This is a genomic window from Cohnella sp. WQ 127256, from assembly GCF_024519285.1.
Lineage (GTDB): Bacteria > Bacillota > Bacilli > Paenibacillales > Paenibacillaceae > Cohnella.
In genome coordinates, this window is sequence record NZ_JAMZCY010000004.1 from 593509 (window position 1) to 607983 (window position 14475).

Sequence of the window (14475 nt, forward strand, 5' to 3'; positions counted from 1 at the left end):
GCTACCTAATAGGTGCGCGCTCTTGACTTTCAATATACGACATCAATCCCGACAAGTACCCTGTCTACTTGTTACAGCAAAGGTCAAGTTCATAACTTTATTTGGGGAAGCTTATAAGAACTTTGAACTGATGCGCCGTCGCCGGAATCAGGTTCACCGCCAACACCAGCATTAGTAATAGAGATAACAGTCGTTGTTTCATTTTCTCTCCTCCAAACTAGCATAATAAAGATGAGATTCGAGCGCCGGGAACATCCATTTTGAAGATTTTCAAGCAGGTGGCGCATTTAACCTGGATAGGCTGGAAGCGAACAATCACGGATCTGTTGTTCCCCACTGGGAAAAGGAAGGAAAGCCCGCACTAAGGACGGGCTGCCTGCAGCCATCGTTCGAGAGTTCTCAGTGGAAGAGGACTTTAGTGCGCTAATCAGCATGATACGAGCGGAAGTCTGACGGCTGTTAGAAATTTTGTCCTACTTATGATACGGTTCAGCATATCAGGCTAACGGCGAAACTGGCAGTACTGCCACTCTATGATTATCTTTGGAAACTGCTGCGGAGATTATCAGCTTGGGTCGCAAATCCATTACATTCCAGATTGATACTCGTGATTCATAACCATTTAGCATGATATGAGCTGGGGAATGGTCCATTCTCCAACTAAGCACATACTGTAACTTTAAGAGTTGTTACCTACAAGCACTTCAATCGAGCTCCCCATGAATTTCAAAAATGTTCCATAAGCACTTAGCTTGTTTATTTCCGACCCGCTCTGTTCTAAAAATAGCTCTATTTTCTTGTGCCCACACAACCTATTTTGCATAATACGCAGTATTACTTACATCAAGAAAAGTATCAGCGTATACAGTGATACATACGAGCAGCACGAGTGTTGCGTTTGGCATAAATTAAGAGAAAGCACCAGCCCTAATATTGGGTCTGGTGCTCCATGCTTGTAACCGTAAACCGTGTATGAAACTATAGTCCGAGCCCGCCGCCCGGAAATCCAAACCTTGCGCTATAGCTCGCGTCGTGTGCCGGCATGGTTGCGCCATCTGGCAACTCTAACGATGGAGTATCACTCTCCACCGGATCCCAAGTGATAAGTACGAAGCCTGGAGGATAAAAGTCCGAAGGCGCTGCATCTGCAGGCGGCACGATCGGTGCCCCATACTTAACCTGCATGGTCGAATAATTAATGCCTTCCATGGAATCCACGAAGGATAACGTGTAGCTGTTGCGCGTGTAATATAGCTTAAGGGTGAGCGTTCCATCCGCTGTTACCGTACCCGATGTAACGTTATCGGGATTGCTACTGTCATAGGTAAAGCCCGTATAGTCTTTAGGAGCTGCAGTAGCTATGGATCCAATGCCACCGCTTCCGGTAACGGACTCCACTTGTGTGAATCCGTCATCGTTCAAATTCTGCTGATAATACAGCACCTTATAAGAAGTAGCCTGCCACACAGCTTGGAACGTCTGATCTTGACCCGGCATTGTACTTGGAACCAGCTGTGACCACCCTTGGAATGTAAAGCCTGGTCTTGTCACAGTAGGTGCAATAATGGGGTCACCATAAGAAAGCTGCGATTCGGTACCGCCTGTACCTCCATTTGCATCAAAGGTTAAGTTAAATAAATAAGGGACAAAGATCAACTTTAACCGATTATCCTTGGTTGGATCAATCATTAATGATGAAGGAGTTGTGAGTCGCAAGTAAGGGGACGACCACTGCGCATCCAATGTCCCTAAGCTGAAAGGAGAAAATGCTGTACCATACTCGGTTTTTGTATCCACCAATTGGAAATTCGAACCTGATCTATCGCCCTTATAATACTCTACTGTAACAGGCCAATGTGGATCTAATGTATATTTTGCTTTATAAGCCATTTCTTTTGCCGGCATAGTAGTCGCAAGAGTTACGGTCGGTTCATAAGTAGAGGGTTCTACCCAATGATCCCATATAAATCCCGGAACGTAGTAGGTAGGTGCAGTAATGGGTGCACCATACTTAAGTGAATATTGCATTTCTTTACCGTAGGCGAAAATAAACCTCAATAGATACACTTTGCGAGTGTAATAATACTTAATTACTGTACTACCGTCCTCTTTATACACAGGGTATTGTGTAGCAGGTGTATTAAAACCTACATAATTAGGGGGATTCCGATTGTCCGTATACGTAAAGACGTCTCCACGTGTATAGCCGTTATCGGTGCTATTCTCCAGATAAATTTCTACCTTATAAGGTATGTCCAACCTTTGTTTCCAGGCTGCAACATACCAGGAGTCGTAGGCTGGCATTTTATCCGGCAGTGTTCCTATACTGTTATAGTCTCCCCCTCGTGCCCAACCCAGAAATTGATATCCATCTCTCTTCATCACAGGTGCCTGAATCGGATCGTTGTACTTGCCGGTAATTGTCTTGTATAGCGTTTTACCCCAGCCGTCATTATCATACAAATACATATTTTTATTGCCTGGGAACACATCCCAGCGCAATGAAATCGTACGTGAAATCGGAGCAGAACCGATCGTTAAATCTGCGTTCTTCCATGAGATAGTCAGGATAGCAGCCGCGCCATAAGAATCTGTACCCTTTACGACTGCTTTGTTAGTTGTAAGATCGTACATAAATTCATTGTTAGATAAGCTCACTATATAATCCTTGGTTCTGTTAAGGACTTCTTCAGTAACCTCGCCTGTTTTCAGATCCATAACTCTCACTTTAAACATACTCCACGGTACATAGTCCTCTTTTAGACTACCTCTCATATTTAGTTGAGGTGCATCAGCTTGTGAGTAAGCAAAATCAAGGACATTTTTCTGTGAGCCCGCAGTAAAGAGTGGCCATTCCTTCTCAAACAAAGTTGGCTCGTACGAGAAGGTACCCTTTAACAGCTGTGCTTTGAATTTCACTTCCACGAATACACCTATTTCAACTAGCATGGCTCCGGCGTATTTAGAGGTTTTACCTTGGGAAGCTGTATACTTCAGCTGGTAATAGAAATATCCCCATAACTTTACGTAAGCACCAACATCCGCTACGAACCCAATACTATTCAGATCCGTAGATAGAATGCCTACCGCTATCTCTAACCGCAGACCGGCCCTTAACCCCAGTGTACCCATGATATAGAACGTAAACTCATACTTTTCTTCTACCAGATTTACGGTCTGGGTCGTAACTTCTTTAGCGAATACTTTCACATTGAAAATATACCTTTTTGCATTTTCATAACTGAAAATACTACCGACAGAGAGATTCACATTTGCACTTACCACAAATTTTGCTTCGAATGTGACTTGAACGATACCCATCAAAAAGCGCTGATCGACCTTATAAAGTTCTTTATCAAAGATATCAACCCAGTCCGACTCGGTTTCCAGCATATTCTGATAAAGTGCTGGCAAGGAGCTGTCTATGGAATCTATGCCATCGAGATTGTCTTCTAAGTCTTCTGCGGCATCCATTAGAGCTTTTAATTCCGTAGCAATGTTCTGAACCTTACTCTTATCTGCCCAATCCGGTTCCTCTTCCTTTTCAAATGTGCCAATTTTGGCATCGAATTGAATCGCAGTATAAGTATAGGTATCAATGGTAGGAGAAACCTCATACTCGCTGAGATAAGGGAATATCCCCCACCAATCCCATACATCGTTGGCATCGGCAGAAAAGTCAATTCGCACTTCTTGCTCGAATGTGCCCGTCAATTTGATTACAATGTTGCTCTCTTCGCCTGCGTCAATAACAATTTCGCATCCCACTTGGAGAGCAGCGCGTAGACCACTCATACCTTCAAAATGTTTCAGTTCTGTATCAATTTCGGCTACAACACTCAAGTTTTCTACTTCTACTCTATTGCCGCTCATAAGCTTAACATCATCATCGGATACAGGTGAGCCGTCGGCATACGTTAAATGATAGCTTTGAAGATCAAAGTCGCTGTCTAGCTCTTTGAAGCTGTCCGTATCCAAAGCCAAAGCTGCCAAATATTCAGTCGCTTTGTTTACAAATCCACTTGCCAAAGCTTGTTCCTCAATTTGAGTTTCCAAAGCATCTACATTCGTGTTTGCGAGCAGCTGATCCCCGCCAATATTTTGCTTATTATAGTAATCCATCGAAGTCGTGATTTCCGCAAGCGTTGTATCTATATAGGTGATAACATAGTTACCTCCCGAAGAGGTAATTCCAGTAATTTGGGCATAGCCTGCAAGAGTCGACGATGCATCACCCAATACCCCTGTATAGAAAGTGATGAAGTCATTCGCTTGTACAACCGTGTTGGCACTAAGACCCAATCGTGCATACTTACTGTCGCTATAGTCCATCACATTCACGCTTACCGTGATGGAGTGATTACTTGGATCCCCATCCGTATCGGCCGTAGAGCTAACAGGAAGAATGTCCGGGGTAAAGAGAACATTGCGGGCGTCTGCGGGTCCGTAAGTGTATGTGTTTCCATCAATCGCCCGAATCGTTACATAAGATACTTCGCCGTCATCGTCGGCGTTCGTACCCAGATTACGCAGATTCGGCGCAATCCCATCATATATAGCAACGGTACTACCGATGCGTAAAGTTCCATCATACTGGAATGTTCCTTCTGTGGTGCTAGCTGCCGGTTGAACAGCTCCGCCAGCGCCGGCATCCAGGTTCACAACAGGAACCGAACCCATTTTCATATTCGGTGAAACCGGAATATATATCAAATCGGGATTCAGTTGGACATTTTGAACGGCTTGTTTGGCAATCGTAAATACGTAGGTTGTAGTGGATTTATCTTGGCCTGTAAAAGTAAGATTGGTGTTATTCAACTTGAGTTGGTAGGTGTCACCTTCATCAAATGCACCACCATTAGCCCCTACTGTAAATTGGCCATTGGAGCCCGTTACCTGAATACCGACGCGAGTTGCAAATTCAGTATTCGTTAACGATTCAAAGATTAATCCAGCTTTAACTTGGTCTGCTGTCATGCTGCCCGTAGCATCGGTTACTCTGATCGTGAAATTTTTGTTCTGATCCAACATGCTTACACTAGGAATGATTTGAGTTTCATTAGAGATAGGTTCATATTTGGCATACAATGTCAGATTACTATTAACTGTTGCCTCGCGATCTACTGGTGTGGACAAAGCACTATCTTTATACCAATCGACGAAAATAAAACCTTTCTTGAATGGAGTTGGAAGTATATTCAGCTTTTCTCCTTGATTTATAGAAAGGCTATCAAGAACAGAGCCGCCATTCGATTCAAACGTAATCTTATAGGTAACAGGTGTGGTTGTGCCGGGTCCACTACCACCGCTACCAGGGTTCTGGCCTGTTGCCGCTGGCGTCGATGGTTGGGTTGTTGGCCCTACTTGATCTGAGTTTACTCCCGCCTTCACAACCTCGTTGCTGCGCATGGCAAAAGTAGCAGCCTCAGCACGAGTTGCAATGGTTCGTGGATTGAAATTACCGTTGGCATCTCCAGCAAGCAAACCTGCCTGCCAAAGCTTGACGATCGCATCAACCGCCCAGGGAGAAATGTTGGATAGGTCGTTTGGTTTAGAGGTTAGGCTGGCGTTCGTCTGATAGGGGATGTTATATACTTCAAAAAACCTCAAAGTCAGCGTTGCCATCTGTTCTCTTGTTATCGCAGTGTCCGGTGCAAATTTATGGTTACCCATACCGCTTGTAATGCCTTTTTCAACGGCCCATTGCACATAAGGCGCATACCAAGCGTCTGCCTGTACATCTGCAAATTTGGACATTGTATATTTGCTTACATCAACTCCTGCCATACGCCCAAGTACAGTTACATACATGGCACGAGTCATTGTGCCATCTGGCGAGAAGCTATCATTACCTGTACCGCCGAATATTCCATTCTGTTGTACATACGTGACAGCATTATAGAACCAGTCCGTTAGTTTAACATCTTTAAACGTATTTTGAAGTGGCTGTTGCTCAGCAGAACCGTTCGCGGCACTCGCTGAGTTCGGAGATACTTGCCCGGATGCTGCTTCAGCAGCCCAGAGCTCAGACGGTACTATGGACACGAGCATACAAAACAGAAGCGATAAACTTATCATACGTTTTAACATGAGATTTTCCCCTCCTATGATTCTCTTAAACTTTCTGCAAAATAATGTCGAATTTTCGCTTCAACATATCACAGCCAGTCTAAACAAATCCTAAACATTCATGGAGGGAAACTTATCATTTCATATCCAGCAATCTCCTGACCGTTTCCTTCGGCTCAATCCCGAACTCAGTCAGAAGCAGCATCCTCAAAGCCTCATATTGCTTGAATGCCGAAATGCGGTCATCCGCCAAAACCAGCACGCGGATGAGCCGTTCATGTATGTGCTCATTCAGCGGATCATGTACAAGCGCCTTCCGCAGTAGTTCCGCAGCGGCATCGTATTGCCCCTTCTTCACCTCACGTTCATGGAGGCGAAGCAACATCGCGACGTACTCGCTTTCTAGGCGTATTCGCGTCGGCTCTGCCCATTCATACGAAGTGCCTGCCATATAGCCCTCTCCGAATAATTGAACAAGCTCAGCAGCATATTCCCGCAACATGATGTCATCGAGTTGATCGCCGATGGCCAGCAAGCGATCCCACTCATTGAGATCACAGTCCAGTTGGTTCATATCGATGCGGTAACTACCTTCCACATGTTGAACGATACCATTAAGTCCGATTTTGCTTAACGTTTTCCTCAAATAGTAAGTTGTTGTATTAAACTGCGCTCCTGCCCGGTCAACATCCACCTCTCCCCACAGATGATCGAGTATTCGATCTCTACTCAATGCCTCGCCGCGATGGTGAACGAGAAATGCCATTAACTCCTCGGTTTTGGATGTCCGCCACTTGATAACAGCACCGTTCTCTGTCTCTACACGCAACCTCCCAAAACATCGAATTTTAATTCGTGGAGGTAATTGATGAACTTGGAACGCTTGCAGCACGAGACGCGCATAACTTGATATATCCATCGATCCCACGCCTTTGTCTCCATACGACTGCGCATAAATAGACAACAGCTCCGCCATCACCGAGCCTTCGTCCACAAAGCTGCGAATGAACCCTTGAGGTTCAGCGAGACGCAAAGCGTTATCCAGCTTCGCAAACGCTAGTTCAATCTTTTTGTGGCGATAAAGCATCGTGCTTTGCAGAATCAGAATGCGAATGCGATCCCGCAGACGGTTTTCCTTTGTCAACAGATCATACAGCCGTTCTGCAAGAGATAGCGCCGAATTGAATTGTTCGCATGCAGCAAGCACGCGAATGAACGACAATTGTTCAGAAACTTGGTCTAGCGTTACTTCGTCCAAATGCGACTGTCCGCACTGCGACAACCACCGACGAGCCGACTCCATGTCGCCTTGAAGCACCGCCAAGCTCGCTTGTTCCGCTTCGATTCTACGTATGAAGATTTCATAGTCGGGCGAATCGATCTTCAGTTTAATTTGTTCTAGAAGCGCCATGGCCTCTCGCGAATTCCCCTTGGCTTGCTGAATTCTCGAAGCAGCCACAAAGAGCTGATACCGATTGCGAGGAACCGGCTCGAATCCGTCTGCGTGCACAATCCGGTTTAGCCAGTCCTCCGCTTCCTCCAGCCGATTCCACTCGTACAATACCTTTGCATAGGAAGCATACATTGGCGTCGCATACGGATGGTTCACGCGATCCTGCCAATACGCTAACATCTTAATAAAAAATAGTACTGCATCATGATAATCGTTAATGAAGCATAGATGATCGTCAAACTCATCGATCGCATTATGCTTGTTGTTGCCGCCTTGAATAAAAAAGCTTCGCTCGGATGCAAACCTATCTCCAAGGATAAAGTAGTCAGCCGTGCCTGAGAGATCTCTTCTAACAAAGGCAGCAACACCGCAGAAATAATAGATATCTCCCATTATCGCGCGCCATACGTCAGCCTCGATTTGACCCTTCATCGCTTCGACACGGATACGAAGCCGTTCCGCTCGATCCGAGATTTTATCAAACTGCCGCACGCCGACCATCACGAGCAAACAAAAAAGCTCAACAAGTGGTCGGCTTGCTACATATTGCTCAGGCACTTGCATCACCCAACGAGCAACGACGATGTTCTTGCCTCCAAGAAGTTCGTACAGATGCGTTTCAATCAGGCGAACGACATCTTCATACTGCCGTCCCACCAAATAATGCTCCACCGCTTCTACGATAAACCCGTTTTCCTCGAGCCATTGCGCGGCACGCACATTCGCCTGTACACGCAGCTCAGGCGCTGTTCGAGCGAGCATGGACTGGAGGAAGTCAGACAGCAGATGGTGATAGCGATACCAGTTACGCTGATCGTCCAGGGGAATGATGAATAGCTGAAGCTGTTCCAGTTGTTCCAACTGTTGCTGACCTCTCGGTTGGCCGGTCACCGCCTCGCACAATGCATAATTCATCTGGCTTAACACAGAGGTTTGCAGCAAAAAATCGTACATCGCCTCCGGAAGATCGCGGATGACTTCCTCCAACAAGTAATCGGAAATGTGCTGCTGATGGCCGCTGAATTGACGGATCGATTCAGCCACATTGCGGCTTTGTTTCAGTGAGAGGGCCGCAAGCCGTAAGCCGCTAATCCAGCCTTCGGTTTGGTTGTATAGAATATTGAACTGCTCCACTGACAGACTCAAATCAGTTGTCTCTCGAAAGAAATCGTAGACTTCCTCTGGCTGGAACCGCAACTGCTCAATCGTAATCCGCCGCATCTGGCCTTTTGCAAATAATCTTGCTAACGGAAAGGGGAGGTCGTTGCGGGTTGCGATATAGAAGTGAATATGATCTGGAAGGTATTCCAGCAAGTAGCTCATCGACTTCTGGATTGTCGGCATTGCCACCAGATGATAATCGTCCAACATGATGATTAGCTCGCCCGGCAGACGATTTAACTCGTTCACCAGCGCAGTCATTGCCGGCTCCATTGATTCAAATGATGCAGAGGGCCCCTCCGCCAGCAGCGGCCAAACGGTCAGGCCAAAGCCGTCGACACGATTCTGAATTGAAGCAATGATTATGTTCCAGAAGGTAATCCAATCGTCGTCCTGCTTGCTGAGTGATACCCATGCAACAAGCTTGCCGCTTTGTTTGGCCCATTCGCTTAACGCCGTAGTTTTCCCATAGCCGGATGGAGCGAATAAGTGTGTCAGCTTCGCGTCCATGCCCTCATCAAGCAGGCGAAGCAGATTCGAGCGAGCAACCAAGGCATGACGTGCATAAGGGATGTGCATCTTTGTTGCGGCAATCATCGATAGCCCTCCAAAATTTAGACAGAAAATGAGCAATTAGGAGTAACTTCGACGCCAAGTCGTAAATTCCTGTGCTAGTTTGGAAACAACTGTCTGAGTAGCGAATACGTTATCATTTCGCCGTACTTGTGGTACGGTTCAGCTTAACGGGTCTATCGGCGAAAAATGGGAACGCAACTGACACGGCGCATATTTGCCAAACTTTTATATCTGATCCAAGAGCTATGATTAAACCTTCATACATACGCACTGAAAGAGGCTGTCCCAGAGCTTGATCGGACATCAGATCCGTTATTTGAAATTTCAATAGGGTTTGAGGAGTGAAGTGGACATGAGAGCCGCTATATAGGGTGGATTGGCCCATAATTCTATGATTTATTGCAAATAACGGGACGTATGTCCGTATCTATCGAAAATAGAGGAGATTTAAACAAATAAGGGATTGTATGTCCATAAGAAGATCTATTCTCATGGCGGTAATCAGGCCGGAAGGATTCAGTCTAATCTGTCACCATCTTTAAACCATATTAATTCGGGAACTCTAGCTTCTTGTGCGCCTGTATTAAATTCTATAAATAAGCCCAATGAATACTGAAGTTTATTATGTGAGGACATATCTGTATAACACTGTAATTTTTTATAATCAAACTTCCGATCTGTCATATTAGTTGATTTCTTAATCTCTATTATTAATAAATTGCTTTCATTCTCTCCTCTTCGATGTACAACAATATCTGGATAAATTGAATACACTGAGTACTCGACTTCATTTATTAATACTTCATTTTTTATTTGTTTCCGTAACTCTTCGCATTCAACTTTTAGAATATAAATATTTTTTGAACCATTATCCTCATCAACATTTTTGTTATATTCACAATCGACATTATATTCATTAAATTCTTCTTGAAGATAAACTGCCAACTTATGGGCAACTGTTCTTTCATTTAAATCATGACTTAGCAAATATTGATCAAGTTCAAGTAGCTTTGAAATTGCTTTATCAACCTTGAGTTTTATGTTATTTTCCATTTTTGCATCTCCGATTACTCATGTTTAGGGCATTACAGATTACGAAGTTCGCAAATAGTCCATATCCATAGTGTTTTCGAACTTATACGTACCTTAACTATATCACCAATCTGGAAAACATTGTAGATTGGGGTCATGCAAAACCCTCCTAAAGCCTGTCTTCAGGGGGATAAACACAATCTCTATGTACCTTACTCACTTCTATGGGTCTCTGCCCCTCCCTCTCACCAAAATTTCGTCGTCACTTATGGTAAGGTTCAGCTTAACGGGTCTATCAGCGAAAAAAAGGCGACCACGTGGCCGCCGATGCAATTCGCGCGAGCGCTTCTTTGCATTAGAACTTGATTTAACATCAACATATTTATCCATAAAAATTTGCCGAAGACTTCGCGGGATTTTTGAAAGAATTAGAAGCGTTTGATGCAAGCCACGGCATACCATCAGGCATACAAAACTTTCATCGCGGGGGAAACTTGGCAGTTTATGATCAAGATACTAGTAATTTATAGCAACTTAATCAGCACTTCTAGCTCATCAACTAATCCTTTTGCAAGTTCAAAATCAGTATCTTTTAAAGCCAATTCTATTTTCATTTCAACTGATTTTTTACTTTGTTCCGTTTCTAAATAGTCTTTATCAAAATGACTTGCATAAATCATCTGTCTAAATTTTCGGATACTCATTTTTCTAATCGTCTTGTCGTCAATGATTAATACATAGTCCATACCATTTACAACGGAATAGAAATCATGAGATATCATGAGAATCGCACCTTTATAGTCTACAATGGCTTTTTCCAGCGCGATTTGTGTATAGGTGTCTAAATGACTTGTCGGTTCATCAAGAAGCAATACGTTTGCTTTACTGGCAGAAACTTTAGCCAATTGAAGCATATTTTTTTCTCCACCAGATAAAGATTCTATCTTTTGATTAACGATTTCTCCTTCAAAGCCATAGTTTGAAATATACGATCTAACCTCATCATAAGTGTTAAACCCAGCATCGATGAATTCTTCTAATATTGTATTAGAATCATTTAGCATTTCACCTTGAAGCTGAGATAAATAAGCCACTTTAGCATCCGCATTTATTTCAATGGAATCATGATTATTGTTAAAGATTTCTCGGAGTAACGTCGTTTTCCCGGTACCGTTTGGACCGATAATGGCCACTTTATCCGTAGATTTTATCTCAAAGCTAACATTGTCTAAAAGCAGCTCATCAAAGGCAACACTATAATTACTGACATGTATAACAGTGGTATCTTCAATTTCATTATCCATACCGAAACTGATAGTCGGCTGCTTAATATCAACAAACGGCGCTTTTATTCTACGTGCTTCCAATCTCGCTTGAAAACTAACTCTAGCTTTTAGCGCTCTACCTCTAGCGGCATCTGCATTAAAAGTTGCAATCGCTCTTAGATGATCTATGACTTTCTCGTTTCTCTCGATTTCTTCTTTCTCGGCGACTGCGAGTTCTTGCAACTCGACTTTAGTCTGAAGTAATGAGAAGTTATACTCCATATATCGCCCATCGAACTCTTGGATTTCCGTATTTTCAAGGTGAATAATCTTGTTGAAACAATGATTCAATAGATATCGGTTGTGCGTAACAACGAGCAGTATTCCTTTGTGAGCATTAATAAGATTTTTAAGCGCATTTAGGTTTTCAAAATCTAAAAACACATCGGGTTCGTCCATAATCATGAAGTCCGGGCTATTAAGCATTTCCTTCATCACTTGAATAAGTTTGAATTCCCCACCACTCAGGTCGGATACCCTTTGATCTTTTAGCCTCATGAGGTTTGCTAGATTTAGTTTCTTATTTATGTTGCTTTCATAATCTTCCCCACCGATTAAATCAAATGCGTCTAAAGCTAATTGATACTTTTCCAGGAGCGAATCAATATCCGATGATGTTTCCATTTCAGTACAAATAGATTGAATTTCATTTTGAATCTTTATAAATTGTTCTCCTATATATTCAAAAACTGTTGTTTCTTTAGTTTTGTCTGGTTGTGAGAACTGACTCACATACCCAATTGTGCAAGTTGGGTCCATCTCTAACTTGCCATCGAACAAATGTCTTTCTGGATCCATCAGTATATCTATCAATGTACTTTTCCCACTGCCACTTGTTCCTATAAAAGCGCAATGTTGTGCTTCTTCTAACGTAAATGAAATGTTTGTATATAGTTCTTTTTGAGGAAATGAGAAGGATAAATTTTCAACTTTTATCATAGTGTTACCTTTCTTATAACTAAAATGGTGACTATTTTGGGATGCATTGAAGAGCATAGATTATAAGTTTACCGTTGTTAGCGTAACACACTTTCAATCCATTTGTATCCCCTCCATTGGAGGTCAATCAAATACCCGAAGCCAAGCCTCGCCTTGCCGATCGCTGTGTTCCGCCAACCATGACTCCCATTCCTCGGGATTGGTAAAATCGATAAAATCCATCGCATCTGATGTAGCCATCTGTCGCATGCCCCTTTCCCATTCGCCGTACTACAAAAATCCGCAGCGCGTAGTGCAAAAAAAAAGCCCCGGAATCAACCTTAGGGCCTGCTTTTCACTATTCTCACGTCAGCGCTCGCCGTTATACTATTCGAACCTTTGCAGCGATTTGAATAAGCGCCTTAAATGATCCAATAAGTCGCTTTTTTCCTCCGGAGTCCAATCAGCCAAACCTTCGCGCATAGTGCGCTCGCGGGTGAGGCTAATCATGGTTCTCACTTCCTCCCCGTGCGCCGTCAATTCAGACACACGAATCCGGGAATCTGAACTTGATGGATACGTGCGAACCAACCCGGCGGTCTCTAGCTTATCGATTTGCCGGCTAACGCTCGAATAGTTTTTTCCCATCATGTCGGCCAAATCACCGACGCTAGTCGGTTGGAGATGCCCGATGCCTACGAAGACGCGAAAGGTTGCTGCCTCCATATTTATGCCGGCATTCGCAATCATTTTCTTATCCCGGTCCGGCCGATTGATAATAGAGACCAAATCAATCAGCGCTTTAAAAATTTCATTTTCCATGTCCTTTATGCACCCTTACCACTGGCCGAGGCGTCAGCGGGGCATTCCAAGCCTCCTCGATCTCTTCTAGAGCATACTCTTTTATGGCGATTTTTAACTTCCCCTCGGCGGCCATTTCAAAAACACCTTTAACGGCGGATAGCAAATCAGCTTTGGAAACACTTTTATCTCCGCTGCCTACCAGTTCAATTGTTGATGAGCGTAAAATAGATGAAGGTAAGTTCATGCTCTCTTGTCCAGACGAAGTTCCAATGCTTACAAAGCGGGTAGCACGATTCGCATTTGTCTTCGCAAGAGCTGACATGATGGCAAGCGCGCTATCGCCCCAAAGGTAATCCAATACGACATCGACACCTTCGGCAATAACCGGCATTAGGGCGTTTTCAAACTTATTTTGTCCGTTGTCGACGAGCATGTCAAATGCAATGGCCTTATCGGCTTCAAGCGTTTGCAGTTTCGATTCATTGCGTCCCGTGACAATGATCTTCTTGGCCCCCAGCCCCTTAGCAATCTGAACGGCTATACTGCCGGATGCACCGGTAGCCCCATTGATCAATACCGTTTGGCCGGGTTTGAAGCCCGCTCGAAATACCAATGCAGCCCATGACGACATCGCCGGATTGGCAATAGCGGCAGCAGTGAGATCATCAATACCATCCGGTAAGCGGACAGTCAGCTTCTCGCTCACAATCGTTTGCTCAGCCAAACTGCCATGCGGTGCAGTCGGCATTGCAAAGTAAACACGAGTTCCATCCTTCAAAGTTCCAACGCCGTCAAGACCGGCTACAATTGGAAAATGAGCTGTCGATGAGTAGTGCAGCCCCATTGAACGGAATTTGCTCACTCGACTCAAGGCTGTTGCCGTAACGTTAACAATAACTTCACCCTCTATCGCAACGGGGGAATCAAACTGACCCATTACGGGAATGACTCCCTTTTCCTTTACGATTGCTGCCCTCATAAATAGTATACCTTCTTCCGCTTGAATTATGTGCATATTGCACATAATTAATCATATCACGGTTTATGTGCAAAATGCACGCATTATTTCGAGCCCGTTGAGGTTCCGTATTTAATGTATAATTAAGGAAAACCATTCGTTGTGCGTGAGTAAGGAAG

At 44.0% G+C, this 14475-nt stretch carries 6 protein-coding genes; all 6 read right to left on the bottom strand.

The features are described 5' to 3' along the window. Positions 1–978: 978 nt before the first annotated feature. Positions 979–6090, bottom strand: a complete 5112-nt coding sequence (locus tag M1K58_RS14165; protein ID WP_256759504.1) for an S-layer homology domain-containing protein — start codon at positions 6088–6090, stop codon at positions 979–981. A 115-nt stretch (positions 6091–6205) separates the two neighbouring features. Next, positions 6206–9280: an AfsR/SARP family transcriptional regulator gene (locus M1K58_RS14170; protein WP_256759505.1), complete on the bottom strand. Its 3075-nt coding sequence runs from the start codon at positions 9278–9280 to the stop codon at positions 6206–6208. A 495-nt stretch (positions 9281–9775) separates the two neighbouring features. After that, the gene (locus M1K58_RS14175; RefSeq protein WP_256759506.1) at positions 9776–10312 is read right to left on the bottom strand and encodes a hypothetical protein; all 537 of its coding nucleotides are present in this window, start codon (positions 10310–10312) and stop codon (positions 9776–9778) included. 503 nt (positions 10313–10815) lie between these two features. After that, positions 10816–12555 carry an ABC-F family ATP-binding cassette domain-containing protein gene (locus tag M1K58_RS14180; RefSeq protein ID WP_256759507.1) on the bottom strand — a complete coding sequence of 580 codons (1740 nt, stop codon included), beginning with the start codon at positions 12553–12555 and terminating at the stop codon, positions 10816–10818. 366 nt (positions 12556–12921) lie between these two features. Beyond that, positions 12922–13356, bottom strand: coding sequence for a MarR family winged helix-turn-helix transcriptional regulator (locus tag M1K58_RS14185; RefSeq protein WP_256759508.1), 435 nt, complete (start codon positions 13354–13356; stop codon positions 12922–12924). Beyond that, positions 13346–14317, bottom strand: a complete 972-nt coding sequence (locus tag M1K58_RS14190) for a quinone oxidoreductase family protein (protein ID WP_256759509.1) — start codon at positions 14315–14317, stop codon at positions 13346–13348. The genes M1K58_RS14185 and M1K58_RS14190 overlap by 11 nt, the downstream gene beginning before the upstream one ends. Between the last annotated feature and the right edge of the window lie 158 nt (positions 14318–14475).